This is a genomic window from Thermohahella caldifontis, assembly GCF_041153465.1.
Classification (GTDB): Bacteria; Pseudomonadota; Gammaproteobacteria; order Pseudomonadales; family Oleiphilaceae; genus Thermohahella; species Thermohahella caldifontis.
Window position 1 is genome coordinate 1,828,764 of record NZ_CP154858.1, and the last position, 26,440, is coordinate 1,855,203.

Below are 26,440 nucleotides of genomic sequence, written 5' to 3' on the forward strand. Positions count from 1 at the left end.
GAATTCACAAATTTTGACACGCCATCACTGGCGTGACAGGTCAGTCACCTCTATTCTTGATAACGACCTGTCATGTCTGAAGGAGGCTGCACCGCGTGCGGCAAAGGGTACATTGGAGCGTCCTGCTGATCCTGCTGCTGAGCGCATCCTTTCCGGGATTCGCTGCACACAGTACGCCCGGCACATTACCATACACACAGAACGTTATCGATGACACGCCGTACCAGATGCCGGAGGTGGCCTATGTGGCCGATGCGGGCAACCGTCTGACGGCAGAGGGGATTGCGACGGGAGATCAGCACGTCCTCTGGCAGCAGGTGCCGGCGGCCCGGACAAGCTTTGGCTACACATCCACCCCCTACTGGTTCCGTCTGGATGTGCACAATCCGTTCGATCAGCCCCAGGAACGCTTTCTGGTGCTGCCACTGCCCTACATGGATGACATCCGGATCTGGGAGCTTGCCGGCGACCGGATTCTGAATGCCGTGCAGCTGGGAGAAAATCTGCCTTATCACCAGCGGCTCGTGGATCACCCCTGGTACATCCTGCCGGTGACACTCGCGCCCGGATCAAGCCGGACCTGGCTCTTCCGCCTGCAGACCCAGGGGTCCATCGAATTCCCGCTGGGCATCTGGAAACCTAAGGCCTTCTTTGAAGAGCAGGTCGCCTACCAGCAAGGCCTGGGCCTGTTTTATGGAGCCATGCTGCTGGGACTGGTCCTGATCTTGCTGCTCTGGCTCAGGCTCCGGCGCAGCCTTTACGGTTTCTACGCCCTGTTCTCCGCCAGCGCGCTGGTTCTGATGGCTGCCCAGCATGGCACCACGTTCCGTTATCTCTGGCCCGATCATCCGCACTGGCAGAACCGGGTGCTGTTCCTGGGTATCCCGCTGTGCACACTGGGCGCACTGGAATTCAGCCGACGATTCCTGCGTCTGGACAAGATCTCCCCGATTCTGAACCAGATGCTGAAGATCCTCAGCATTCTGGTACTTGTCCATATTGCCCTCCTGCCCTGGCTGCCCTCATCCTGGGCAAACCGTGAAGCCCTGTTGCTGGGCATGGTCACGGCCCTGATGCTGCTGATTGCCGGCCCGATTGCGCTGGTTCACCGTCAGCCCGGCGCGCTGTACTTCAATATCGGCTGGTTCTTTCTCGAACTGGGCGTGCTCATCAGCGGCCTGCAGAAGTTCACCCTGCTGCCTGCCACGCACTTCACCATCAACGCCATTCTGTATGGCCTCGCGGCGCAAACCGCTTTTCTGACCTTTGGCCTGGTCGACCGGATCTATCATGAGCGCACGCGACGGATTCAGGCGGAAAAGGCCAGAAGGCAACTTGAGGCAGAGCGCGCGGATGATGCCGCCCGCCATCTGGCGGATGCCACCCATGATCCCGTCACGGGCCTGCCGAACCGCACCTTCCTTGAAAACCATCTCCGGACGCGCCTGAGGCAGGGCCAACCCCTTGGTCTGCTCATGATCCGGCTGGAGCGTTTCCGTGACATTGACCGAACCCTGGGACAGGTGCACGCAGATACCGTCATCAGGCTGGCAGCCGAACGACTGGCCCTGCACCTCAGGGGCTTCGCCGACGCACAGTTGATTGAGGAAAGCACCCAGGCCCAGGCAGCCCGGGTCAACGGTTCCACTTTTGCCGTGGTCTTCAGCCCGGAAATCCTCTCCGACATCCGGCTCCATGCCCTGCCGCTGCTGGAGGCCATGCGTGACAAGCTCGACTATCAGGGCATGCCGCTGGATCTTGATCCCCGCATGGGTGTTGCGCTGGCACCTGATCATGCCGACGATGCCACCGGACTGATCCGTCGCGGACTCATCGCCCTGGACATGACCCACCGGCACACTCAGCCCGTCTGCATCTATGATCCGCTGCAGGATCCATACAGCTCGCGCCGCCTGACTCTGCTCAGCGAGCTGGAAGATGCCATTCATACCGGGCAGCTGCAGCTGCATCTTCAGCCACAGCTCTCGCTTCACGAAGGCCGGATCGAAGCCTTTGAAGCGCTGGTGCGCTGGCTGCACCCTGTCCACGGTCAGATTCCCCCCATGGAATTCATCCGGCTGGCCGAGGACACGGGCCTGATCCACCCACTCACCCGCTGGGTGATCCGGGAGGCCATCCGCCTGCTGGGTCAGCTGGAACTTGATGGCTATCCGAATACCCGTATCGCAGTCAACATTTCGGCGGAAGACCTGATCCAGCCGGACTTTGCGGCGGATGTGCTGGCCTGCCTCGCGGATGCGGACGTGCCCTGCAGTCGCCTCACCCTGGAAATTACGGAAACGGCGGCCATGCGTCATCCCGAGGATGCCATTGAGATCCTTCGGGAGCTGGCCTCGGCAGGCGTTAGTCTGTCCCTGGACGACTATGGCGCAGGCTATTCCTCCCTGCTGCAGATCAAGCGTCTGCCACTGCATGAGATCAAGATTGACCGCTCCCTGATTGCAGACATCACCCAGACGCCGGAAACGCGCCTGATCGTGGAAACCACCCTGAACATGTGTCACAGTCTGGGCTATCAGGTCGTGGCCGAGGGCATCGAGGATGAAGACACCCTGGCGCTGCTCGCCGAGCTCAGATGCGATCTGGCACAGGGCTATCATATTGCCCGCCCCATGCCCTATCCATTCCTGATCCCCTGGCTCAGAGAGTTCGAGGGGGCTCAGCCAGGCCCAGCGGACGCGTCTGTCCGATTGCCATGACCACCGGTGCAGCCCGGCCGGCGGCGGCCAGAAAGCGCTCCCGGGGTTCCCAGAAAGGCTCCGTGGTCAGGCGAAGCGTGCCCCAGTGCATGGCAACCGCCTCGCGCGCACCAAAGCGATCCGCCACCTGACGCGCCTCTTCCGGAGTCATGTGTACCCGCGCAAACACTTCCGGCGGCCCATAGGCACCAGCCGGAACCAGCGCCACATCGGCACCGCCGAGCAGCTCCGCTGTCCGGTCAAAGCAGTCAGAGTCACCGCTGTCGCCGGCAAAGAAGAGCCGGCCGGCATCGCTTTCCACAAAAAAGCCACCCCACAGGGCTCGGTCCTGATCCCAGGCACTGCGTCCGGAGAAATGACAGGCCGGCGTCAGGGTGATGAGCACATCCCCCAGCTCCACGCATTGAAGCCAGTCCAGCTCGATCACTTCACGTGCACCCAGCCCGCGCAGACTTCGCCCCGTCCCCAGCGTGGTCACGATGGTGACCGGTCTTTTGCCGCACAGCGTACGAATGCTCGTCCGATCCAGGTGGTCATAATGGTTATGGGAGATGAGCAACACATCCGGATCCAGATCCGCCGCAACCAGCGGCTGAGGCACCAATCGCCTTGGTCCCGCAAAGGGTACCGGTGAAGCCCTTTCCCCCAGAAAGGGATCCGTCAGCAGGTTGGTGCCGGGCAGGCGGATGTAAAAACAGGCCTGCCCCAGCCAGGTCAGCGTGGGAGGGGGTGTCAGCCGCAGTGCCGCCAACGCCTGATCGCGGGACCAGACATGCCCGGGCAGCAGATTCTCCAGCGGGCGATTGCCCTCCCGTGCCAGTGTCCAGAGCACCTTGCGCATGGCCGCCGAGCCCCGACCGTCCGGATGGGGCGAAGGCGGATTGCGGAACCGCCCCACGCCATGGTGGTGGCGGTCCCGCCAGGGATGATGATCCACACGCTCGAAAATGCGTGTCACGCCCAGTCCTTGCGCCGGCGGATCAGGGCTTCCTGTGCCGTGGACGCGACCAGAACCCCGTCACGGGTAAAGATCTGGCCCCGGTTCATGCCCCGGCCGCCCGAGGCAGACGGGCTGTCCATGCTGTACAGCAGCCAGTCGTCCGCCCGGAAGGGCCGGTGGAACCAGACCGCGTGATCCAGACTCGCCACCTGCATGTCCTTCTGCATGAAGGTCACGGCATGGGGCTGGAGGCTCGTGCCCAGCAGACCGAAATCGGACGCGTACGCCAGTACGCAGTGATGCCAGCGAATGGCGTCCGGCAGCCGGCTGACCGCCCGGAACCAGTTGTGCTTGACGGGCGGCATGGGCTCCGGCTTCAGATAGTTGACCGGATTGACCGGGCGAATCTCGATGGGCCGGTCACAGGTAAATTGCTCGCGAATGCGCTCGGGAATCAGATCCCTGAACTTCCGACGCATTTCCAGCTCGGAAACCAGACCTTCCGGACCGGCCACCTCCGGCATCTCAGCCTGATGCTCAAAGCCCTCTTCTTCGGTCTGGAAGGACGCCATGAGCGCCAGGATTTCCTTGTTGTGCTGACGGGCGATTACCCGGCGCACGGAGAAGGAGCGGCCATCCCGCACCTCGGTCACTTCATAGAAAATGGGGTGGTGAGGATCACCCGGACGCAGGAAGTAGGCATGGAGACTATGCGCCGTGCGGTCCTCCGCGACGGTGTTGTACGCCGCCATCAATGCCTGGGACACGACCTGTCCGCCAAATACGTTGCGGAATCCCAGATCCTGGCTTTCGCCCTGAAAAAGGCATTCATCCAGAGGTTTCAGTTCAAGCAGGGACAACAATTGCTGAACCACATCCGTCATGGGGCATTCTCCTGTCATTTGAGTGTTGGCCCAATGCTGCCAGCCCGCCGGCCAAAGTGCAATGGCGTAAATCACCTCATGAACCGGTCATTCCGGCCAAAGGTAACAAATCGCATTAACCACCAGATATTTGACTTTCAGGAGCAGTGAACCACAATATATGGGCACACAAGGAGAGCCGCCATGAAAAACGTGCTGGATAACCTGCCCCACGCCTTTACCCACACCTGCCCGGAATGCGAGCGCCCGGCCCGCTGTGATCTGGAAGCCGGGAAGTCCGTCTGCTGGTGTTTCAGCCTGCCCGCCTCGGGCGACAACCGCTGGGCATTTTCGGAAGGCCAGCGCTGCCTGTGCCGCAGCTGCCTGCACAAGGCACTGGCCGCCCTGGCCACCCCGGCCGCTGTCAGTCAGCCGGCAGCGGCCAGCCCCGAAAGCCCCTGATAGCGGCCGGAAACCGGCTCAGCCTCCGGCAGCCAGTTGCCGGGTCAGCGCCATCTTTTCGGCAACGGCGTCGCCGGTCAGGGCAAAGCCTTTCAGCTGCCCCTGCTCATCCTCAAAGCGGCAGACCAGACTACGGGGGCCTTGACTGGTCACGACCCACTGCCCCGTCGTCCCGACGGGCGGTGGTGCCGTCACCACCGGACATGCCGGCGTCTTGACCACGACCGGCATGGGGCCGAATTGCACCGCCGTCGGCTGCCCGTTCAGCGTTTTCGCCAGCGCCCGGGCCGACATCATCAGAGGCTGCACGAACAGGCGTACCTGACCGTCAATTTCCGCACAATCCCCCAGCGCATAGACATCAGGTGCCGACGTGCGCAGGAAGGCATCCACCACGATTCCCCGGTTCACCGACAGACGTGCCTGCCGGGCCAGCGTGAGATCAGGCCTGAGGCCCACGGCAGAGATCACCCTGTCCACCGCCAGCACCCTGCCGTTGCCAAGTTCAGCCTCCACCCCGTCATCCCGGGGTGTCAGACGCTCCACCACGTCACCCAGGTGAAAGTGTGCACCCGCCTCTTCGAGCGCCTCCTGAAGCGCCCGGCCCGCCTCCACCGGCACCAGCCCCGGCAACGGGGCTTCACAGGGCACCACGACATCCACGCCGAATCCACCGGCCAGCAGGTCATTCGCCAGCTCGCTGCCAATGAGCCCCGCACCCATGATCAGCACCCGTCCACCCGGTCGGAGACCCTGGCGAAACACCCGGTAATCCATCAGGCTGTTGATGTGAAAGACATGATCCGGCGCATCCGCCTCCACGGGCAGGCGAATAGGCGCCGCCCCCGAAGCCAGCACCAGGGTCCCCCAGTCCAGCGTCTCGCCGGTATCCAGCGTCAGCTGTCTGCGTCCGGTATCCAGTCCGGTCACGCGCGTCAGGGTACGCACGATGACGCCCAGCTGATCGGCCATGTCCGCCGCCGAGGCCATGACCAGTCCGTCCGCATCCGTCCCCTTGGCAAAGCCGGTGGAGAGCATGGGCTTGGAGTAACTGGCACCGTCGTCCCGGGTAATGAGCGTGACCGGCCGGGTCTTGTCCAGCTTGCGCAGTTCACGGGCCAGACCATATCCGGCCAGTCCGGTACCGATGATGACCAGGGGTGTCGTCATGATCAGGAAACCTCAATCATTTCAAAGTCTTCCTTGCCCACACCGCAGTCCGGACAGACCCAGTCATCCGGAATGTCTTCCCAGCGCGTCCCCGGCGCGATGCCTTCTTCCGGCAGCCCCAACGCCTCGTCATAAATGAACCCACAGACGACACATTGCCATTTGCGCATGCTTTCTTCCCCTTGTTGAGAAATTTGCTGCACCATACCGCCACAAACGCCGGGAGGCAATCCCGCGGGCCATGCTGGCCGCGAAACATGAAATCCGACACGGCCCATCGCCCCCGACCAACCCATCCGGGTGCGGAAAAAGCCTATGCCAAAGCGCGAGGAACACGCTATAATCCCGCCCTTACCCTGATTCACCGCCGTCCGACCAGGTAGAGATTCATGAATCCCACACGTGAAGAGATGCAAACCGTCTTTGAGGAAGCTGATTGCCTGCGCACCGAGGCTGAAGTCGACGCCGCCATAGACAAGGTTGCCCGGGAAATTACGGCAACACTGGCCGATGCCAACCCACTGGTGTTCTGCGTCATGACCGGCGGTCTGATCTTCTCCGGTCGCCTGCTGCCCAAGCTGGTTTTCCCCCTGGAACTGCACTACATTCACGCCACCCGCTACCGGATGGAAACCACCGGCGGCATCCTCGACTGGCTCGTCGAACCCCAGGTACCGCTGCGCGACCGGACCATCCTGATTCTGGATGACATCCTGGACGAAGGCACGACCCTGGCCGCCATTGAGGAATACTGCCTCAGGAAAGGCGCCAAGCGCGTCTACACGAGCGTGCTGGTGGACAAGAAGCACGACCGCAAGGCACGCCCGGGCATGAAGTGCGACTTTACCGGCATGGAAGTGGAAGACCGTTTCCTGTTCGGCTACGGCATGGACTACAAGGGCTACTGGCGCAACGCCCCGGGGATCTACGCCGTCAAAGGTCTCTGATGTCCCATGACTGCCCCGGCCGCCGGAATTCCCCTGATCAGTCGCACACTGCTGAAATCGCTGCGCTGGACGGATGCGGGGCTTGTCCGCCAGTGTCTGCCCCCCGTGTGGCGCAACTGGCTGCTGGATGAGGGCTCCCTGACAGCCCGGCTGATGGCCCGTTTCGGCACCGACAGCTTCCGGGTCCGGGTGCTGGCCACCCGCACACAGCAACCGGTCCTGTCCGAACGCATGGCACTGGCCCTGCCGCCACGCTTCCTGTGCTGGACGCGCGAAGTGGTACTGGTGTGCGGCGGACAGCCGCGCGTCGTGGCACGCACCCTCATTCCCCAGCACGCCTTTACCGGAGCCGCCCGGCAGCTCCGCCTGCTGGGCGAACGTCCGCTGGGTGCCGCCCTGTTCCGGACACCCGGCATTGTCCGGCACCCCATGGAGGTGGCGGTCCTGCCGGCGCTGTCCGGCCATGCTCACGGCTGGGCCCGGCGCTCCGTGTTTGTCTTCCACGGCTGCCCGGTACTCGTCTGCGAATTTTTCCTCCCTGCCTGCCTGACACCCCCCGCCCTTTCGTGAAACCGCCTGTGCTGGTACACTCCGGCACAATCGTCCGGACAGGCAGGTGCACATGATCGAAACATGGCTGAATCGTTTCCCCCTGCAACGTGATCACTGGCCCCATTACGTCCAGCTCATGCGGCTGGACAAGCCCATCGGCATCTACCTGCTCCTCTGGCCCACCCTCTGGGGGCTGTTTGCCGCTGCCCGGGGGCTGCCCGATCCCGGCAATCTGATCATCTTTACCTTGGGCGTCGTGCTCATGCGTTCCGCCGGATGCGTCATCAATGACTACGCGGACCGCCACATCGACGGACACGTCAAGCGCACACGCGACCGTCCCCTGGCGGCCGGCAAGGTCACCGAAGCCGAAGCCCTGACCCTGTTCGTCCTGCTGGTCTTGGGCGCCTTCATTCTGGTGCTGTTCACCAATACGCTGACCATCCTGCTGTCGTTTGGCGGTCTGGCGCTGGCGGCCACCTATCCTTACATGAAGCGCCACACCTATCTGCCACAGGTGGTGCTGGGGGCGGCCTTCTCGTGGAGCATTCCCATGGCCTGGGCCGCCCAGACCGGCGACATCTCGCCCGTCGCCTGGCTCCTGTACACCGCCAACCTGCTCTGGACCGTCGCATACGACACGGAATATGCCATGGTGGACCGGGATGACGACCTGCGCATCGGGGTCAAGTCCACAGCGATACTCTTCGGCGAAGCCGACCGGGCCATGATTGCCATCCTCCAGGGGCTGTCCCTGTGTGCGCTCTGGCTGGCCGGTCAGCGGCTGGAACTGGGGCTGCCCTGGGTACTGGGCCTGCTCGGTGCCACCCTGCTGTTCATCTATCAGCACCACCTGATCCGCTATCGGGAACGGGACAACTGTTTCCGGGCCTTTCTGAACAATCACTGGGTGGGACTGGTCATTTTCATCGGTCTGGTTGCGGATCTGACCCGCTAATCGCCGCCGCTGTCACGGTTTTGTCATATTCTGACTGTGTAATACCATGGCAACACCGGACAGAAAGGACACCTTCATGGGACGCAAACGCATCCTCATCGTTGATGACGAGCCCGCCATCCGGGAGATGATTGCCGTGGCACTGGAAATGGCGGACTACGACTACATGGAAGCCGGCGACGCCCGCGACGCCCACGCCAAGATCGTCGACCACAAGCCGGATCTGATTCTCCTTGACTGGATGCTGCCCGGCACATCCGGCATCGAACTCGCCCGGCGGCTCAAGCGCGACGAAAGCACGGCCGAAATTCCCGTCATCATGCTGACCGCCAAGGCTGACGAGGACAACAAGATCCTCGGGCTGGAAACAGGGGCGGATGACTACATCACCAAACCCTTCTCGCCGCGTGAGCTCGTGGCCCGGCTCAAGGCCGTGCTGCGTCGCGCCACCCCTCACGGCGTGGAAAGCCCCATTGAAGTGGAAGGGCTCCGGCTGGATCCGGTCAGCCACCGTGTCACCGCCCACGGCGAGCCGATCACCATGGGGCCCACCGAGTACAAGCTGCTGCAGTTCTTCATGACCCATCCGGAGCGTGTCTACAGCCGCAGTCAGTTGCTGGATCAGGTCTGGGGCGGTAATGTGTACGTTGAAGAGCGCACCGTGGATGTGCACATCCGCCGCCTGCGCAAGGCCCTCAGCCCCCACCACGACCATTTTGTCCAGACGGTCCGGGGCACGGGCTACCGGTTCTCCACCCAGACGGAGTGACGGCATGACGCCACGCCCGGCCGGCGAATACATCCGCAACCTGCTCCTGGCACTGGCCGCCACCGCGCTGGCAGGTGCCTTGGCCGGCTCCGTGCTCTGGGGGCTCACCCTCGGCCTCGCCGCCTACCTGCTCTGGACGTTGCGGCAGGTCTTCCGGCTGTACCAATGGCTGAACCAGGATCAACCGGGCGAGCCGCCGGAAAGCCGCGGCCTGTGGGGCGACATCTTCGACCGGATCTACCGGATCCAGCGCCGCCAGGAGGCCGCCAACGCCAGGCTGCAGTCATTCATCCGGCGCATTCAGGACTCGGTCAATGCACTGGATGACGCCGTCCTCCTGACCAACAAGCGCGGCGATCTCGAATGGTGGAACCGGACCGCAGAAACCCTGCTTGGCCTGCGCGTACCGGACGACCGGGGGCAGTTCATCTGCAACCTGATCCGTGACCCGCAGTTCCGGCGCTACTTTGACGCCCGCAACTACGATGAACCGCTGACACTGCGCATCGAGCGGGGCCCGCGTCGGCACATCCGCTTCCAGATCACCCTTTTTGGTGAAGGGGACAGACTGATTCTTGCCTCCGACGTGACGCGACTCCACCATCTGGAGAAAATGCGCCGCGACTTTGTCAGCAACGTATCCCACGAGCTGCGGACGCCGCTCACGGTCATCGAAGGCTACCTGGAAACCCTGCAGGACTATGGCGAGGACATTCCGCCCCGCTTCCGGCGCATGATCGACCAGATGGCCGGTCAGGCCAGGCGCATGGATGCGCTGGTCACGGATCTGCTCATGCTCTCCCGCATCGAAAGTCAGGGGGAGACCCTGCGCAGCGAACCGGTCAATGTTCCGGGCCTGCTGTATGCCATCTGTCAGGAAACCCGTCCCCTGGCACAGAACAAGCACCAGCACATGACGCTGACCGTGGACTGGGAAGGCGGCCTGCAGGGGGATGATCAGCAGTTGCGCAGCTGCTTTGCCAATCTGATCGTCAATGCCATCAAGTACACCCCCGAACGGGGAGAAATCCGCATCCGCTGGGCATGGGTTGACGGTGAGGCACGCCTGACCGTCAGCGACACCGGCATCGGCATTGATCCGGTCCACATCCCCCGCCTGACCGAGCGCTTCTACCGCGCCGACCCGTCACGCAGCCCGGATACCGGCGGCACCGGGCTGGGACTGGCCATCGTCAAGCATGTGCTGATCAACCACAATGCCCGGCTGGAGATTCACAGCCGTCCCGGCGAGGGCAGCACGTTCACCTGCATTTTTCCACCCCCCAGGCTGGTTCGCCCCGAAGCGCTGCCCCGGCCCACAAGGCGTACCAGCGAAGGCTGAACAGCGGCGCGGAACCGTTCCGGCACGGACCGGAGACAAGCGGTTCAGAGGCGTGCAATCAGGCGGGACAAGCTTTCGAGCTTTTGCGGATCTTCATCCACAAAGCGGACGATGATGCTCACGAAAGTGCTGTCTGCGGTGCGCTCAAGCGCCTGCAGCGCATGGATGTATCCGTTGAGACGCTCCACCTTGCCCTCTTCGATTTCCAGATCCACCACCGCCGGCTCCAGAATACCCGGAAATCCCTTTCCCGTGCGCACGACCAGCTTCACGTCCGTGAGGGCAATGGCCTTCACGACCGCAGGCAGGGCCAGCGAAGCGGATCGCAGCTGGGCCAGCATCTGACTTTTCACCGGCCTGGCCGGTTTGGTGTCTTCAGCCTTGCGTCCCCCCGTCAGCAACTGGGCACTGTCTGCAAAGGGGCCCGGCGTCTGATTCCGGGGCGGTGCCCCACCCGTGAGCACCTCGGCGGAGCCTGCAAAGGGATTTCTGGCCGCGGCCTGCGGAGCATTCCGGAGCTTGGAGCCCAGCGCCTTGGTGACCTTCTGGGTCAGGGCATCGGCACTGAAAGGCTTGGTCAGGTAGTCCGACACGCCGGCCTGAACGGCCTTCACCACATGATCCCGGTCTCCCCGGCTGGTGACCATGACGAAGGGGATGGTCTTGTAGGCATCATGCTGACGCGCCCATTCCAGCAGCTCGACCCCCGACATCTCAGGCATTTCCCAGTCGCAGAGAATCAGGTCAAAGTGCGTCTTGTTCATCAGCACCTGAGCACGCCGGCCATTGACCGCATCATCCACCTGCAGCTGCGGAAAGCGGTTGCGCAGCGTACGCTTGACCATGTCCCGGACGAAGGACGCATCGTCCACTACCAATACTTTCAGCGCCATGAAGCCTCACCTTGTCACCCTGTCTTTCAAGGGTAGCAGTTTTTTCTCTCAGCGCAGACGTTTGACGATTTCCGGCCGTTCCGGCTGCTCAGGCGTCGCTGCCGGCCTTCCGGCTCCGGTTGCGGCCGATGCCTCCTCGCCTGACTGCATGGTAGCCAGCGGTTTCATGAGGCCGCCTTCACGCACCCAGCAGGCCACACCACCGGCCACCGCCGCCGGAATGGCAAACAGGTTGACGAACGGAATCAGGGTCCCGACCCAGACACTGCCACCGAATCCGAGTGCCAGCGCCCGCCTTTCCCGCGCAAAACGTTTCACCGCCGAAAAGGGCTGGCCGTTGTTGTCCGCAATGTAGTCAAAGAATTCCAGCGCCATCATCCAGGCACTCAGCAACCACCAGAGCACCGTGGAGACCATCTGCACCACCGGCATCAAGCCGAGCACGAACAGCACCAGCGCACGAGGCAGGTAGTACAGAAGCTTCACCACCTCGCGCCACAGGGTTCTCGGCACCAGCAGCATCCAGTCCTGCCAGCCGCCGGCATCCTGTCGTCTGCCACCACGCAGCCGGACCTCCACCTTCTCCGCCAGGAGCGCATAGAACGGGGCGCCGATCAGTGTCGCAAAGAACACATAGGCATACACGATCAGCAGCACAAGCAGAATGGCAAACACCCCCCAGAGCAGCCAGGAGACAAATTCCAGCCAGCCCGGAATATAGCCCATCAGGCTGCTCATCCAGCCGTCAAATGCCTGCCACGCCCAGCGGAAGATGAAGACGAAGATGACCGTATTGAGAAAGATGGGGATCCAGACATAGCGCCGCATGCCCGGTTGCCGGATGATGCGGAAGCCTTCCATGAAATAGTCAAAGCCACGTCCCATTTCGTTCATTGCACGTCTGTCTCTTGGGTAAAGGGAGACTTTACTTTATCATCGCGCCCATGACGACGCACCCCTTATCCCCTGCAGCCCGCTGGCTGCTCGGTCTGTACAGGATACCCTGGCTGCTCTGGCCCCTGCGCGGTGGCCATGTGCTGTCGCTGGCGTGGGCATTCTGGCTGGCCCTCCGGCCGGTAGAAGAACTGCCCCTGCCCGACATCAATGACAAGGTCGCCCATGCCGTGGGACTGGGCGCGCTGACCCTCGCCGCCGGCCTGCTCCACCGGCGCCTGCCCATTGCCTGGCTGGCTGCGCTGCTGATGGGTTACGGCATCGCCATCGAAGTTGCACAGTCCTTTGTGCCCTGGCGCAGTGCCAGTCTGGCGGACGTGATGGCCGACGCCCTGGGTGTCCTGATCGCCACCGTCCTGCTGCACAACACCGCCATGCTGCGACAATTTCGTACATCCGTGTAATACATTGACTACAGTTTGCCTGCGATTTTGTCACTTTGTGACCATCCGAAATACCTGACACATGCGAACACGTCAATTTATCTGTTTGTTTTACAATACCTTTTTGTCAAGATGACAGACTGCGCCCGGAACCGCTGGCCCCCTCATAAATTTATACCCCCCCACAAGAGCAACTGACTGAGGCATAATTTCTCCTGTCAGGACGACACGGATACAGGACGCACCAGGACGGCATCTCCACAGGAAGTGGGGGGAAGCAGGGATCAGGGATCAACGCTTGAGGGATTCTCCAATTGCTGACCTGTCTGCCAGGGAAGGACGGACATCACGGCAGGACGCCGGAAATCTATTCCAGTTCCGCAGGGATCGCACCGTTCGGCAGGAGGCCGGCATCGCACGGACAGCACTTCACGGCAGGACGCCGTACTACGGAGCTATCAGGAAGGGAGTCGCACGAAGGCAGGATGCCAACAGGACCCAGTGCGTGAAAGGGCGGCTGACCACCGCCCTTTTTCTTTTCAGTGCAGGTCACACCCCCGGGGCGTGATACACACGCACCACGTTGAATTCCTCGAACTCATTGAGATCCGGACAGGTCACCGCCTCACCGGTGGACACCAGCCGGTAACCCTCGGCCTGCAGGGAGCGTATCCGCGAGTCCGCCAGCCACACGTCACGGGCCACCTCCCGGAAGCGGGCAAGCAGGGGCAGATTTTCCCGGTCATACAGGATGTCGGCAGCGGTCAGCACATCCACCTTGCCCTCCGGCAGCTGGTCGATGACGTCCAGCGCCACCCCATTGAGCACCGCGTTGGCCCGGACCGCTTCCAGTGCCAGCGGGTCAATGTCACAGGCCAGCACCTGTTTCGCGCCGGCCAGCGCCGCCGCAATGGCCACCACGCCGGACCCGGGCCCCACATCCACGACCACCTTGCCCCGCACGCGCTCCGGGTGATCCAGCAGATCCCGCGCCAGCACCTGGCCACTTGCCCAGCAAAAGCTCCAGTAGGCCGGCTCGGCCACCACACGCTGGGCCTCATCGTGGGACAGCGGCCCCTGCATGGACTCGGGATCAAACAGATACAGGCGGATTTCCGGCACGCGCGGCAGGGGCGTGGCCAGCAAACAGGCGCGCGGGAGGGTTTCCCGCAAGCGTTGAAGAAGGTGTTCCGGCGTCATGGCGGCCAAGCTTAGCAGACTCTGCACGCCCGGCACAAATGAGGTAAAATCAGCCCCCCGAATGAGGAGAAGACCCGTGCCCCAGCGACCCGATACGGACGACTACGCTTTCCTGCTGCGCCATGACGTGCCCATGATCGACCTGCGCGCGCCCATCGAGTTTGACAAGGGCGCATTCCCGACGGCCGTCAACCTGCCACTGATGACCGACGCTGAGCGCGCCCAGGTGGGTACCTGCTACAAGCGCAAGGGCCAGGAAGCCGCCATCGAGCTGGGTCATCGCCTCGTCAGCGGCGCCATCCGCGAAGCACGCATGGCCGCCTGGCTGGACTTTGCCCGCCGGCACCCGGAGGGCTACCTCTACTGCTTCCGGGGCGGTCTGCGGTCCCGCACCGTTCAGAACTGGCTTCGGGAGGCGGGCGTGCACTATCCGAGGGTGCTGGGCGGATACAAGGCACTGCGCCGCTTCTGCATTGACGACTTTGAGGCGCGGGTGCAACGCCAGTCCTTCTGGGTGGTGGCCGGCCCTACCGGCTCGGGCAAGACCCGCGTCATCCAGGCCTGCCGGCACGCCCTGGATCTGGAAGGACTCGCCCGCCACAAGGGATCCAGTTTCGGTCGCACGTTCGAACCCCAGCCGCCCCAGATCGGCTTTGAAAATGCGCTGGCCATTGAACTGATGAAACTGGGGGACAACGGCCCTCACCCCATTCTGGTGGAAGATGAAAGCCGCCTGATCGGCCGTTGTGCCCTGCCCCTCAACCTGCGGGACAAGATGGCCGCCAGCCCGGTGATCCGTGTGGAGGAGCCTTTTGAGAGTCGCGTGGAGCTGATTCTCGAGGAATATGTGCTGCAACCCCTGACCTGGCTGACTTCACGGAACGCTGATGCGCATGTCGCCTGGGAAGCGCTGTCCGAACGTCTGCTGAGCAGCCTGGATCGTATTCGGAAACGCCTCGGCGGCGCGCGGCATCAGACCTTGCGGGCCCTCATGGAAGACGCCCTGACGGCCCACAGGGAGCGGAATGACCTGGATGGCCACCGGGCCTGGATCACCGGCTTGCTTCAGGACTACTATGACCCCATGTATCGCTGGCAGATGGAAAACAAACCGCGGGACGTGGTGTTTCAGGGCAGTCGTGACGCCATTGCGGCCTGGCTTGCAGAGCGCACTTGACATAAATCACAGGATTTGACGATCTGACTTGAACGCCTCTCCCGAATGTGGACTATGCTGAAGGTATACGCTGCATCCAACCGGGAGGTGTACCATGCCAGTTGCACGTTTGAAACAGTATCTGGATGAGAAAGGTGTGTCCTACACCGCCATCCAGCATGCGCCGGCCTATACCGCACAGGAGCTGGCGGAAGCCGCCCATGTCTGCGGCAACCGGCTGGCCAAGACCGTCATCGTGATGCTGGATGGCAAGATGGCCATGATCGTGTTGCGGGCGACGGCAAAGATCCGTTGGGACCGGCTGTGCAATGAACTGGGCACGGACTTCATTGAGCTGGCCGACGAGGAAGAGTTTGCGGACAAGTTTCCGGACTGCGAAATCGGCGCCCTGCCGCCCTTTGGCAAACTCTACGGCATGCAGGTGTACATGGACGAGAAGCTGGCCAATGAGCCGGAAATCGCCTTCTGCGCCGGCACTCATGCCGAAACCATCCGCATGGCCACCAAGGACTACCTGGAGCTGGCGAAGCCCATCGTCATCAGCCGCGGATTCATGCAACCGGATGCCACACCGCCCCTGCAGCGCATTCGCCCGGGGCGGCAGCAGTTCCACCTGCATCCGTGATCATTCCAGCCTGAGCACATACAGGCGTCCGTCCCGCTGCAGCTGAAGCACCGCGCTTCGGCTGCGCCGGATACGGGATTTCATCTCGGCCGTGCTGCGCACCCGGGTCCGGTTTACCGCCAGGATGACATCACCAGCCCTGAGGCCTGCCTCCCAGGCGGGTGATCCCTTCTGCACTTCAACGATTTCCACGGCCACCGATTCGCCATTCTCGTACACATCCTGGAACAGCGCCCCGTCCAGATCCGGATGCATGGCACCGCCCGGTTGCCGAAGCCAGACCGGATCTTCAACGGTCACCGACACGTTCCGGGTCCTGCCGTCCCGCACGACAGACAGCTTCAGGGTCTGGCCGATGGGCGTCAGACCGATCCGCTTGCGCAGATCGTCCGCATTGCTGACAGGATGACCGTTGGCCTGAACCACCACGTCACCGGAACGCAATCCGGCCCGCTCTGCCGGTGCCCCGGGAACCACCCGGGCAATCAGGGCTCCGGAAGTGGAAGGCAGACCGAACGCATCCGCCAGCTCCGGTGTCAGATCCTGAAATTCCACACCAATGCCGCCGCGCCGCACTTCCCCATAGCGGGCCAGCTGATCCGCCACCACGCGGACAATTTCCGTGGGAATGGCAAACCCGATGCCCACGTTCCCGCCCGCAGGTGCCAGAATGGCGGAATTGATCCCGACCAGCTCCCCCGCAGATTCACCAGCGCACCACCCGAGTTGCCCGGATTGATGGATGCATCGGTCTGGATGTAGTCCTCGTAGCCATTGAGGCCCAGACCGCTGCGGCCGAGCGCGCTGACAATGCCGCTGGTCACCGTCTGCCCCAGGCCGAAGGGGTTGCCCACCGCCACCACGAAGTCTCCCACCTCAAGCTGGCGGGAGTCCGCCATGGGCAGAGCCGTCAGATCCCGGGCTTCGATCTGCAGCAGCGCCAGATCCACCTGCTCGTCGGAGCCCAGCAAGTGTGCACCGAACTTGCGGCCATCGGTCAGCAGCACCTCGATGCTGTCCGCATTCTCGATGACGTGATGATTGGTGATGACATAACCCTTCTCCGCATCAATGATCACACCGGAACCGGCGGACTGGGGGCGCTTTTCACGCTGCTGGGCCATGGGCGGCAGATCGAAGAAGTGCCGGAAGAAGGGATCGGCCAGCAACGGATTGACGTATTCCACCGTTGCATAGGTGGCGATATTGACCACTGCCGGTCGCACCGTCTTCAGCATGGGGGCCAGAGACGGCAGCTTCTCACCTGTACCGAGCGCCACGGGCAGCGCCGCCTGCGCCACCGATGCACACAGCAGCCAACCGGCTACCACCAGCCCCAGCCAACGTTTTGTCACACCCTTTCTCCCCTGACAGTTCTCATTTGCATGCAGGTTGCCTATCATACCTGAAATTCATTGCGCCGGAGACCTGCGTGAACGCTGAGCCCGACATCCTGATCATTGGCGGTGGCATGGTGGGAGCCGCGCTCGCCTGCGCCCTGGGCGGACAGGCCCGCACCGTGGTTGTGCTGGAACGCGGGCCCTGGCCCGACTTTCCGCCGGACAGCCCGCCGGACCTGCGTGTCTCTGCCATCAGCCTGGCCAACGAGCAGGCCCTGAACCGGCTGGGCATCTGGCCACGCGTACCGGCAGAACGACAGACCCCCTACCGCCGGCTGGCCACCTGGGAATGGCTGCGCACACCCTGGGGTCATTCTCTGCCGCCCTTCCAGGCCACGCGCTTCACTGCCGACGAGGCAGGCACGGATCATCTGGGCGCCATCGTCGAGAACCGGGCCTTGCAACGTGCAGCGCTGGAGCAGGCGTGCAAGACCGACGGGGTCACGGTGCTGACTGACACGGCTCCCGAAGACATGCGTTTCGTCCAGGGCCGGCTTGAAGTACGGGTGAACGGTTTCTGGTGGGCCCCACGGCTGGTTGTCGGTGCCGATGGCGCGTTGTCCCGGGTGCGCGACGCGGCCCGGATTCCCCTGGATGCTCACCCCTACGACCAGTGGGCCATGCTGATCAATGTCACCCTGGCGCACCCGCCGGGAGACGAAACTTGGCAGGCCTTCACCCCGGATGGCCCCCGCGCCCTGTTGCCCCTCGGTTCACCGGACGGCGTTCACCGGGCCTCACTGGTCTGGTATGACCATCCCGATGCCATTCGCCGCTGGCAACAGGCAGACGGGGAAACCCTGCTGCACGCCATCCGTGCTCACTTCCCTCCCCAACTGCCGGCCTTGCGCGCCGTGGAAGCCGTGGGTGCCTTCCCGCTGGTGCGCCGCCATGCACAGCGCTACTGGCACGGCAACACGGTACTGGTGGGCGATGCCGCACACACCATTCATCCGCTGGCCGGCCAGGGAGTGAATCTGGGCTTTCAGGATGTACTGAATCTGCATGCGCACCTCGCCCCCTGGCTTGAAGGTCGCACGGCTTCTCCCGGATCCGCCCCGGAAACCTATAGTCGTCAGCGGCGGGCCGCCAACCTGCTGATGATGCGGGGCATGGATGTGTTCTACCACGGCTTCAGCAGCCGCCTGCCGCCGCTGGCCCTGGCACGCAATGTGGCACTGGCACTGGCCCACCGGGCCGGGCCGGTGAAGAAGCAGGCCCTGAAATACGCGCTGGGCCTGACCGCTCCCTTTCAACCCCAGCAAGGAAGTCCGACATGAGTGAAACCATCTTTTCCAAGATCATTCGCCGCGAAATTCCGGCAGATATTGTTTATGAAGACGAACACAGCCTGGCCTTCCGGGACATCAATCCCCAGGCCCCGGTACATCTGCTGATCATTCCCAAGACGCCCATTGCCACCATTAACGAGATCAACGAAAGCAACAAGGATGTGGTGGGGCACCTGTTCGTGGTGGCCGCCAAACTGGCAAAGGAAATGGGCTTTGCGGAAGACGGCTACCGCGTGGTGATGAACTGCAACGAGCATGGTGGCCAGACGGTGTACCACATCCACCTTCACCTGCTGGCAGGCAAGCCGATGGGCTGGCCTCCCTACACGGAAAAGCTCAAGAAGGCCTGAAACGGCACTTCACCCACTCACAAAAAAGCCGGGACACACCCGGCTTTTTTGGTTTCGGAACAGCAGACTCAGCTGCCGTTGAGTGCAATGTGGGCAGCAATTGACGCCGCGTACCCCAGTGCGATAGCCCAGGTCCACTTCAGGTGCCCCAGGAAGGTGTAACGCCCCTTGGATGCGCCCATGAGGCCCACACCGGCCGCTGAGCCGATGGATAGCAGACTGCCGCCCACTCCCGCGGTCAGGGTGATGAGGAGCCACTGGGCATGGTTCATGTCCGGACCCATGCTGAGGACGGCAAACATGACCGGAATGTTGTCCACGACAGCGGACAACAGCCCCACCAGGATGTTGGCTGTGGTCGGCCCGAGATCCGTGTACATGGCCTTGGACATCATCTCAAGATAGCCAATGAATGCCAGGCCGCCCACACAAAAAATCACGCCAAAGAAGAACAGTAGTGTATCCCACTCGGCCCTGGCTACACGGCGGAAAATGTCAAACTGGATGTCGTCTTCCACGGAGCCGGTCTTGCGCAGATAATACGCAAAGAACATCAGCAAGGACATCCCGCTCATCATGCCGAGGTAAGGCGGCAGATGGAGGATATTCTCAAAGCTCACCGCTGTGGCAATGGTCATGCCAAACAGAGCTGCAATGATCAGCCCGCCGCGCTTGATGGGAACGATCCCCCCTCACCATGTGGTGTACCCTTGGGCAAAAAGGGATACATAATGGCAGCAGGCACGACAAAATTGATCAGCGACGGTACAAAAAGAGCCAGGAACTCGCCAAATTCAACATGCCCGGACTGCCAGACCATCAGTGTGGTGATGTCCCCGAAGGGGCTGAAAGCACCACCGGCGTTTGCTGCCACTACCACATTGATCATGGCCATAGTGACAAACTGTACGTTCTTACCGCCCACAGCGAGGATAACAGCCCCCAGAATCAGTGCGGTTGTCAGGTTGTCCGCCACCGGGGACAGGAAAAAGGCGATAAATCCCGTGACCCAGAACAGCTTGCGATAGCTGAATGCCTTCACGACCAGCCAAGAGCGCAGCGACTCGAATACATGACGCTCCTCCAGGGCGTTGATATAGGTCATCGCCACCAGCAGGAACAGGAACAGCTGCGCATATTCAATCAGGTTATGGTGCAGAGAAGCTTCCATTTCCGCTGACATACCCTTCTCGTGGGCAATCAGCGCTACCAACACCCAGATGATACCCGCAGCCAGCATGACCGGTTTGGATTTGCGCAGATGCAGAACTTCTTCGGCCATGACGGCAACATAGGCGAGCACGAACAGGATCAGTGCCACAATGGCCAGGGGCTCGCCCGTGGCATGCATGATGGGCAGACTTTCACCTTCCGAGGCGACAGCCGGCAGCCCGAACAGGGTCAGTGCAAACAGCAGGGAGTACTTGATCAATGACATGATTGAGCCTTGGGGGTTAATGAATTTTCATGATTGGCAAACGGGCGCCATTTTAGGGGGGGTCACGCCTCGATTCAAGGCAAATGCATGGGGGTGTTAGCCCAAAGCTGTAATGTCCCCTTCTCGCAATTCTAAAATGTCCCCTTTTGGGATACAGGAGGGGGCAATGGCAGAGGAGACCATTGCAATGACGCAAAAAGCGATCGATCGGCTGGCAATCATTCAGCAGGTGACCGCAAAACAGCTTCGGCAACAGGAAGCTGCCCGGCAGCTTGGGCTGAGTGTCCGGCAAGTTAAGCGTCTGGTCGCCCGCTTTCGTCAGAAGGGGCCGTCAGGACTGGTTTCCGGCCATCTCGGTAAACGCCCGGGCAATGCAATTCCCGGGGCCGTGCGCAAGGAAGTACTCTCTCTGGTTCGCACACGCTACCCTGATTTCGGACCAACGCTTGCCTGTGAAAAACTCACCGCACTGCATGGATACAAGCTGTCAGCCGAGACCCTCCGACAGTGGATGATCGCTGACGGACTCTGGAAACCCGGAAAACGCAAGGCCGCCCGGATTCACCAGCGACGTCCCAGACGGCCCTGTCGCGGCGAGCTGATTCAGATTGACGGCTCACCACATGACTGGTTTGAAGGGCGCGGCCCGCGCTGCACCCTGATCGTGTTCATTGATGACGCCACCAGTGAACTGATGGCATTACGCTTCGCCCCGGCCGAGACCACCTGGGCTTACCTGCAGACACTGCAAGGCTATCTGGCCGAGCACGGCCGCCCCGCTGCTTTGTATTCCGACAAGCACAGCATCTTCCGGGTAAACCAACCCGAGCGCGAAGGTGAGCTGACCCAGTTCACCCGGGCTCTCAAAACGCTGGATATCGAGCCCATTCATGCCAATACCCCTCAGGCCAAGGGGCGTGTCGAGCGTGCCAACCAGACGCTTCAGGACCGCCTCGTCAAGGAGTTGCGTCTTGCGGGCATCTCGGACATTGAGACCGCCAATGCCTGGCTGCCGGGCTTTATGCGCGATTTCAACGCACGCTTTGCCAAACCCGCCCAGAACGCCACGGATGCTCACCGCCCCGTTCTGCACACACCAGAGGAGCTGGCGCTCATCCTGTGCCTGCACAACCACCGAAAGCTCTCAAAGAACCTGACCTTTCAGTTCAGGAACCGGGAATACCAGCTCACCGGCTATGGAAAGGGCTATCGGCTCCGGGGCGCCCGGATCACCATCTGTGAAGCACAGGATGGCCATGTGACGGTGCTCCACAAAGGGCATCAACTGGATTGGCAAATCCTGAGCGAAGGCGAGCCCCCGGTCCCTTTGGATGACGAGAAAAGCCTCCACCAACGTGTCGACAAGGCGAGAGCCAGACAAAAGGCATCCTCAGGCAGAAAGCCCGCGCCGGACCATCCATGGCGACGTTCTCCGGTTGGTAAAGCGGCCTCCGGCAGGCAGTCGGTAACCTCCTGAAACAGGATACCCAAAGGGGACACTTTAGCTTTGGTAAAAAGGGGACATTTTAGAATTGGGTTGACAGGCAAATGCATGGGGGATTGACGCCGGTCAAGTCACATCCCCGAAAAGCCGTTTAAGATAGCGCCGTGGTTTTGAGGTATCGGCAACACCTCCCGGCAAACCGAAACAACCCTCAAGGCCAACGCAAGGTGAGGCTGGGTTCGTTCGCGGGGCTATTTTCTCTCCTCCACCCGCGGGCGAACCTTTTTTTGTTTCCCCGGACTTCTGTTTCCCGGACCCTTCTTGCGGCAGCATCAGACGCCGGAGTCCGGCACACTGCCGGCACCGGCGCGGGCCAGGCGCTCGCTCATCTGGTCTGACCGCTTCTGCAGAGTTTCCTTGAGAGCCGCGTTCACTCCCTGCACAAATGCCTGTCCGGCTGGACTGCGGGCGAAGGCAATATAGGCTTTCAGTTCGTCCAGGCTCAGATGCTGATAGGTGTACAGATAGTTGAGATACGCCTGCTCGCCCACTTCACCCCGCATGGCCGTGCGACGCTTCAGAATGATGGCCTTGAGGTCGTCATAGGTGGGCAGTGTGGGGCCGTGAACCACGGAGGTGATGGCGGCGGCCATGGCCAGCTGGAGAATCTGGGCATTGTCGAGCATGGTTTCGGTGGACCCGGTGGCCCGGTCAAAGGCGGCAAAGAGGCGCTCCCGCTCCGTGCCCCGGTAGCGTTCACGCAGCTGATCCAGACTCCCGAGGGCCTGCCCGTCGGCAACCGCACCCATTTCCGCCCTGACCACCTTCCGCCCCAGGGGGCTGGTATACCAGTCCAGCGCATGACCGGCCTCCTCCGGAGTCAGCCGGGTTGCCAGGGCCTGTGCAAATTCATCCAGCAGGTCATCGGGCTGAAAGCTGCTCCGGATGGCCTGATCAAAGACCTGCGAGAGACCGCGAGGCAGAGCCTTTCCGGCCAGATTGCGCGCCAGGGTACGCTGAATCAGCACCGGATACTGGGCCAGCAGATCATCCATCCCGGCCGAGCTGATGAGACGTTCCACCACCGGTACCGGGGCCTGGGGTACCGCACCCGCCGCCAGGCTCAGGCCCAACAGAACACATGATAGAAAGAGATGCCTGATCACGAACATGGCGCACCTGTCAGATGGGTTTGCTCTGAGTATAGTGCGCCGCCGTGTTACAGGATGTAAGGATTGGCTGGTTTTTGGTCAGCCTCGTTTGCCGTGTACGATGTTTTCAGCCGCCTCCAGTGACGAGTGGCGCACATCCCGCCCCCGTACCATGTAGATCACATGCTCACAGAGGTTGCGGGCATGATCGCCGATGCGTTCCATGGCACGCAGTACCCACATGACCGAGAGAATCGCCGAAATGTTGCGCGGATCTTCCATCATGAAGGTGACCAGTGCCCGCATGGCGGAACCGTATTCTTCATCCACCAGCTTGTCCTCCCGCATGACCCGGATCGCCTGATCGAGATCCAGCCGGGCAAAGGCATCCAGGGCATCACGCAGCATGCCGGTCACATGGTTTCCGATGCGCCGCACCTCGGTATATCCTCTCGGTGTGGCGCCTTCTTCGTCGATCCTGATGGCGTTTTTGGCAATTTTCTCCGCTTCATCACCGATCCGTTCCAGTTCGGTCACCATCCGGGCCACGGCTATGACCATGCGCAGGTCACTGGCCGCAGGCTGGCGCTTGGCAATCACCCGGGTACACTCTTCGTCTATCACCATCTCCAGCTCGTCCACGTCGTCATCCCGGCGGCGGACCTGCTCCGCCAGCGCCACATCGGCGTCAAGCAGGGAGCGGATCGCATCCGTGACCTGGGTTTCCACCAGGCCCCCCATGGTCATCAGGTGATTCTTGAGTTCCTTCAGTTCCGCGTTGAACTGATTGGAAATGTGCTGATACAGATGTTCTTCGCGATTGATCATGTCCTCACCTTAACCGTAGCGACCGGTAATGTAGTCTTCGGTCTGTTTCTTTTCGGGGTTGGTGAACAGCTGGTTGGTATCACCGAACTCCACCAGATCCCCCATGTACATGAACGCCGTGTAGTCGGACACGCGGGCGGCCTGCTGCATGTTGTGGGTCACGATCACGATGGTGTAGTCATCCTTGAGCTCGTGGATCAGCTCCTCGATCTTGAGCGTGGACAGGGGATCCAGCGCCGATGCCGGTTCATCCAGCAGCAGCACTTCGGGCCTGACGGCAATGGTACGGGCGATGACCAGACGCTGTTGCTGACCGCCTGACAGGCCCAGGGCGCTGTCGTGGAGCCGGTCCTTCACTTCATCCCAGAGTGCCGCCGACCGCAGGGCCCACTCCACTGTCTCGTCCAGAATGCGGCGTGACCTGATGCCCTGAATCCGCAAGCCATAGGCCACATTCTCGTAGATGGTCTTGGGGAAGGGGTTGGGCTTCTGGAACACCATGCCCACGCGGCGGCGCAGTTCGGCCACGTCCACCGAGCGGTCATAGATATCCTCGCCGTCCAGCATCACCTGTCCCGTAATGCGGCAGCTGTCCACAAGATCATTCATGCGGTTGAAGCAGCGCAGCAGCGTGGACTTGCCACAGCCGGAAGGGCCGATGAAGGCCGTCACCCGCTTGGCCGGAATCTTCATGCTGATGCCGTGCAGCGCGCGCTTTTCGCCATAGTACAGCTCCAGATTCCTGACTTCGAGAGCGATGGTTTCATCTTCCAGCCGCCGGATTTCGGTGCTGCGGCCAATGGCCGATATGTCCACGCCATGTGTCCGGGGCGTTTGCGGTACAGCGTTCGTGTCAGTCATGGTCATCTCGCGTGTTTCCGATTCAATCATTGTAGTGCCTCCGGGCAACCCTTACATTTCCAGTGCCTTGTAACGCTCGCGCAGCCGGTTGCGGATGAACACCGCGCTGAGGTTCAGCAGGGCAATGACCAGCACCAGCAGCAGCGCCGTGGCATACACCAGGGGCCGGGCCGCTTCCACGTTCGGGCTCTGGAAGCCCACGTCATAGATATGAAAGCCCAGATGCATGAATTTCTGATCCAGATGCAGGTACGGGTAGTTGCCGTCCAGCGGCAGGGACGGCGCCAGCTTCACTACACCCACCAGCATCAGCGGGGCCACCTCCCCCGCAGCACGTGCGATGGCGAGGATCATGCCGGTCATCATGGCCGGGCTGGCCATGGGCAGCACCACCCGCCACAGGGTTTCAAACTTGGTGGCCCCCAGGGCGAGGCTGCCCTCCCGGACCGAACGGGGGATACGCGCCAGCCCCTCTTCCGTAGCCACGATCACCACCGGCAGGGTCAGGATGGCCAGGGTCAGGGAAGCCCAGAGCAGGCCCGGCGTGCCGAAGGTAGGTGACGGCAGGGCTTCGGGGAAAAAGACCTCGTCAATGCCGGAGCCCAGGAAGTAGATGAAGAATCCCAGGCCAAACACCCCGTAAACAATGGAGGGCACGCCGGCCAGATTGTTGACCGCAATGCGGATGGTGCGCGTCAGGGCGCCCTGGTGGGCATATTCGCGCAGGTAAACGGCCGCCACCACACCCAGCGGGGTGACAAAGACCGACATGAGCAACACCATCAGTACGGTGCCGAAGATCGCCGGGAAAATGCCGCCCTCGGTGTTGGCCTCACGCGGATCGTCGGAGACAAACTCCCACAACTTGGCCCCATAGAAGGCCACCTTGTCACCCAGACCCATGGCATTGGGGCGGTAGGCCCGCACCACCTTGGCCAGGGGCACCCGGACCGTCCGGCCGTTCATGATTTCCAGCTCCAGGGCATCACGGCCGATCTCTTCATACAGGGCCTTGAGGTCTTTCTGAAGGGCGGCGTAGCGGGCCTGCTGTTCGGCGCGATCCGCCTCGATCTGCGCCATCGCCGCAGGGGTCAGTCGACCCTCGAGCTCCAGCCGGCGCTGCTTCAGGCGCAGGCGCTCCAGGGCATAGTTGATGGCCCCAATCTCCTTCTTCTCGATCCGGAGAATCTCGTCACGCAGCGCCCGGGCCCGTTCGATGCGCGGCAGCAGCGCATCCCAGGCGGACGCCCCTTCGGCCACCACACGCTCCCCTTCGAACACCCGTGTCAGACGACCATAGGCGTTGCCCCACTCTTCGCGCTCAAGCACGACCAGCTCTTCGGGGCGGTGGACACTTTCCAGACTGGTCTCATCCACCCAGCGGAAGTCGTAGCCCAGTTCCTGACGGTTACCCACCTTGAGCAGCAGGCGGTTGACGACTTCCACGCCATCCGGCACGTACTGACCGGCATCGCGCAACTGTTGCGCCGTGATCAGCTCTTCATCGGCAATCTGTCCGATGATGTGCTGGCGCTGACCGTCCTTGCCGGTCACATCCGCTTCAATCACCTCATGGGGCCAGAAGTGGCCGAGCCCGCGCACGGCAATGAGCGCCAGCAGGCCGAACACCATGATGGTGCTCAGCGCCACGGCCCCGGCATTGAGCCAGATCCAGGGTTCCCACTTGCCTGTCCAGGTTTTCAGTTGCATCGGTATACCCC

The 26,440-nt window shown here is 62.0% G+C and carries 26 protein-coding genes and 1 pseudogene; 13 read left to right on the top strand and 14 right to left on the bottom strand.

Going from position 1 to position 26,440, the window contains the following annotated elements; translation table 11 throughout:
* Positions 1 to 95: 95 nt before the first annotated feature.
* Positions 96 to 2,720 carry an EAL domain-containing protein gene (locus tag AAIA72_RS08890; RefSeq protein ID WP_369599968.1) on the top strand — a complete coding sequence of 875 codons (2,625 nt, stop codon included), beginning with the start codon at positions 96 to 98 and terminating at the stop codon, positions 2,718 to 2,720.
* Here AAIA72_RS08890 and AAIA72_RS08895 read toward each other — a convergent pair.
* Positions 2,662 to 3,678 (bottom strand): MBL fold metallo-hydrolase, encoded by a 1,017-nt coding sequence (locus AAIA72_RS08895; RefSeq protein WP_369599969.1) that lies wholly within the window; start codon positions 3,676 to 3,678, stop codon positions 2,662 to 2,664. The two genes, AAIA72_RS08890 and AAIA72_RS08895, sit on opposite strands and share 59 nt — an antisense overlap.
* Complete coding sequence (gene tesB, locus AAIA72_RS08900) at positions 3,675 to 4,544, bottom strand: acyl-CoA thioesterase II (RefSeq protein ID WP_369599970.1); 870 nt, start codon at positions 4,542 to 4,544, stop codon at positions 3,675 to 3,677. The genes AAIA72_RS08895 and tesB overlap by 4 nt, the downstream gene beginning before the upstream one ends.
* 183 nt (positions 4,545 to 4,727) lie before the next feature.
* Here tesB and AAIA72_RS08905 point away from each other — a divergent pair, with 183 nt between their 5' ends.
* Positions 4,728 to 4,985 carry a cysteine-rich CWC family protein gene (locus AAIA72_RS08905; RefSeq protein ID WP_369599971.1) on the top strand — a complete coding sequence of 86 codons (258 nt, stop codon included), beginning with the start codon at positions 4,728 to 4,730 and terminating at the stop codon, positions 4,983 to 4,985.
* A gap of 18 nt (positions 4,986 to 5,003) precedes the next feature.
* Here AAIA72_RS08905 and AAIA72_RS08910 read toward each other — a convergent pair whose 3' ends face one another.
* On the bottom strand, positions 5,004 to 6,155 hold the full coding sequence (locus AAIA72_RS08910) for an FAD-dependent oxidoreductase (protein WP_369599972.1): 1,152 nt from the start codon (positions 6,153 to 6,155) through the stop codon (positions 5,004 to 5,006).
* 2 nt (positions 6,156 to 6,157) lie between these two features.
* Positions 6,158 to 6,325 carry a rubredoxin gene (gene rd, locus AAIA72_RS08915; RefSeq protein WP_369599973.1) on the bottom strand — a complete coding sequence of 56 codons (168 nt, stop codon included), beginning with the start codon at positions 6,323 to 6,325 and terminating at the stop codon, positions 6,158 to 6,160.
* Between the two features lie 219 nt (positions 6,326 to 6,544).
* On the opposite strand from rd, the gene AAIA72_RS08920 reads away from it, so the two are divergent.
* The 5 genes from AAIA72_RS08920 (at position 6,545) to phoR (ending at position 10,723) form a co-directional block, all read left to right on the top strand.
* On the top strand, positions 6,545 to 7,102 hold the full coding sequence (locus AAIA72_RS08920; RefSeq protein ID WP_369599974.1) for a hypoxanthine-guanine phosphoribosyltransferase: 558 nt from the start codon (positions 6,545 to 6,547) through the stop codon (positions 7,100 to 7,102).
* Positions 7,103 to 7,108: 6 nt separating this feature from the next.
* A complete protein-coding gene (locus AAIA72_RS08925; protein WP_369599975.1) occupies positions 7,109 to 7,672 on the top strand; it encodes a chorismate lyase in 564 nt (187 codons plus the stop codon).
* Positions 7,673 to 7,724: 52 nt separating this feature from the next.
* The gene (ubiA, locus tag AAIA72_RS08930; protein WP_369599976.1) at positions 7,725 to 8,612 is read left to right on the top strand and encodes a 4-hydroxybenzoate octaprenyltransferase; all 888 of its coding nucleotides are present in this window, start codon (positions 7,725 to 7,727) and stop codon (positions 8,610 to 8,612) included.
* Positions 8,613 to 8,688: 76 nt separating this feature from the next.
* A complete protein-coding gene (gene phoB, locus AAIA72_RS08935; protein WP_369602988.1) occupies positions 8,689 to 9,381 on the top strand; it encodes a phosphate regulon transcriptional regulator PhoB in 693 nt (230 codons plus the stop codon).
* A gap of 4 nt (positions 9,382 to 9,385) precedes the next feature.
* Positions 9,386 to 10,723 carry a phosphate regulon sensor histidine kinase PhoR gene (phoR, locus tag AAIA72_RS08940; protein WP_369599977.1) on the top strand — a complete coding sequence of 446 codons (1,338 nt, stop codon included), beginning with the start codon at positions 9,386 to 9,388 and terminating at the stop codon, positions 10,721 to 10,723.
* A gap of 44 nt (positions 10,724 to 10,767) precedes the next feature.
* On the opposite strand, the gene AAIA72_RS08945 is transcribed toward phoR, so the two are convergent.
* Both AAIA72_RS08945 and cysZ read right to left on the bottom strand, forming a co-directional pair.
* Positions 10,768 to 11,616 (bottom strand): response regulator, encoded by an 849-nt coding sequence (locus AAIA72_RS08945; protein WP_369599978.1) that lies wholly within the window; start codon positions 11,614 to 11,616, stop codon positions 10,768 to 10,770.
* A 48-nt stretch (positions 11,617 to 11,664) separates the two neighbouring features.
* Complete coding sequence (gene cysZ, locus AAIA72_RS08950) at positions 11,665 to 12,510, bottom strand: sulfate transporter CysZ (protein ID WP_369599979.1); 846 nt, start codon at positions 12,508 to 12,510, stop codon at positions 11,665 to 11,667.
* A 50-nt stretch (positions 12,511 to 12,560) separates the two neighbouring features.
* On the opposite strand from cysZ, the gene AAIA72_RS08955 reads away from it, so the two are divergent.
* Complete coding sequence (locus AAIA72_RS08955; protein WP_369599980.1) at positions 12,561 to 12,974, top strand: VanZ family protein; 414 nt, start codon at positions 12,561 to 12,563, stop codon at positions 12,972 to 12,974.
* 528 nt (positions 12,975 to 13,502) lie between these two features.
* Here AAIA72_RS08955 and AAIA72_RS08960 read toward each other — a convergent pair.
* A complete protein-coding gene (locus AAIA72_RS08960; RefSeq protein ID WP_369599981.1) occupies positions 13,503 to 14,153 on the bottom strand; it encodes a methyltransferase in 651 nt (216 codons plus the stop codon).
* 76 nt (positions 14,154 to 14,229) lie between these two features.
* On the opposite strand from AAIA72_RS08960, the gene mnmH reads away from it, so the two are divergent.
* Both mnmH and AAIA72_RS08970 read left to right on the top strand, forming a co-directional pair.
* Positions 14,230 to 15,330, top strand: coding sequence for a tRNA 2-selenouridine(34) synthase MnmH (mnmH, locus tag AAIA72_RS08965; protein ID WP_369599982.1), 1,101 nt, complete (start codon positions 14,230 to 14,232; stop codon positions 15,328 to 15,330).
* A gap of 94 nt (positions 15,331 to 15,424) precedes the next feature.
* Positions 15,425 to 15,955, top strand: coding sequence for an aminoacyl-tRNA deacylase (locus tag AAIA72_RS08970; RefSeq protein WP_369599983.1), 531 nt, complete (start codon positions 15,425 to 15,427; stop codon positions 15,953 to 15,955).
* On the opposite strand, the gene AAIA72_RS08975 is transcribed toward AAIA72_RS08970, so the two are convergent.
* Positions 15,956 to 16,561, bottom strand: coding sequence for a PDZ domain-containing protein (locus AAIA72_RS08975; RefSeq protein ID WP_369599984.1), 606 nt, complete (start codon positions 16,559 to 16,561; stop codon positions 15,956 to 15,958).
* Positions 16,492 to 17,310 (bottom strand): trypsin-like peptidase domain-containing protein, encoded by an 819-nt coding sequence (locus AAIA72_RS08980; RefSeq protein WP_369599985.1) that lies wholly within the window; start codon positions 17,308 to 17,310, stop codon positions 16,492 to 16,494. The genes AAIA72_RS08975 and AAIA72_RS08980 overlap by 70 nt, the downstream gene beginning before the upstream one ends.
* Before the next feature lie 77 nt (positions 17,311 to 17,387).
* On the opposite strand from AAIA72_RS08980, the gene AAIA72_RS08985 reads away from it, so the two are divergent.
* Both AAIA72_RS08985 and AAIA72_RS08990 read left to right on the top strand, forming a co-directional pair.
* On the top strand, positions 17,388 to 18,635 hold the full coding sequence (locus AAIA72_RS08985; protein ID WP_369599986.1) for an FAD-dependent monooxygenase: 1,248 nt from the start codon (positions 17,388 to 17,390) through the stop codon (positions 18,633 to 18,635).
* Positions 18,632 to 18,997, top strand: coding sequence for a histidine triad nucleotide-binding protein (locus tag AAIA72_RS08990; RefSeq protein ID WP_369599987.1), 366 nt, complete (start codon positions 18,632 to 18,634; stop codon positions 18,995 to 18,997). The genes AAIA72_RS08985 and AAIA72_RS08990 overlap by 4 nt, the downstream gene beginning before the upstream one ends.
* 68 nt (positions 18,998 to 19,065) lie before the next feature.
* Here the strand turns inward: AAIA72_RS08990 and nhaD are convergent.
* Positions 19,066 to 20,348: pseudogene (nhaD, locus tag AAIA72_RS08995) on the bottom strand (sodium:proton antiporter NhaD).
* 253 nt (positions 20,349 to 20,601) lie between these two features.
* Here nhaD and AAIA72_RS09000 point away from each other — a divergent pair.
* Entirely contained in the window at positions 20,602 to 21,912 is a 1,311-nt protein-coding gene (locus AAIA72_RS09000) for an ISNCY family transposase (protein ID WP_369599988.1), read from the top strand.
* A gap of 299 nt (positions 21,913 to 22,211) precedes the next feature.
* Here the strand turns inward: AAIA72_RS09000 and AAIA72_RS09005 are convergent, their stop codons facing one another.
* The 4 genes from AAIA72_RS09005 to pstA form a co-directional block, all read right to left on the bottom strand.
* Positions 22,212 to 23,012, bottom strand: a complete 801-nt coding sequence (locus AAIA72_RS09005; RefSeq protein WP_369599989.1) for a DUF2059 domain-containing protein — start codon at positions 23,010 to 23,012, stop codon at positions 22,212 to 22,214.
* Positions 23,013 to 23,129: 117 nt separating this feature from the next.
* Positions 23,130 to 23,858, bottom strand: coding sequence for a phosphate signaling complex protein PhoU (phoU, locus tag AAIA72_RS09010; protein ID WP_369599990.1), 729 nt, complete (start codon positions 23,856 to 23,858; stop codon positions 23,130 to 23,132).
* 9 nt (positions 23,859 to 23,867) lie between these two features.
* The gene (pstB, locus tag AAIA72_RS09015) at positions 23,868 to 24,719 is read right to left on the bottom strand and encodes a phosphate ABC transporter ATP-binding protein PstB (RefSeq protein ID WP_369602989.1); all 852 of its coding nucleotides are present in this window, start codon (positions 24,717 to 24,719) and stop codon (positions 23,868 to 23,870) included.
* Positions 24,720 to 24,770: 51 nt separating this feature from the next.
* On the bottom strand, positions 24,771 to 26,429 hold the full coding sequence (gene pstA / locus AAIA72_RS09020; protein ID WP_369599991.1) for a phosphate ABC transporter permease PstA: 1,659 nt from the start codon (positions 26,427 to 26,429) through the stop codon (positions 24,771 to 24,773).
* Positions 26,430 to 26,440 lie beyond the last annotated feature (11 nt).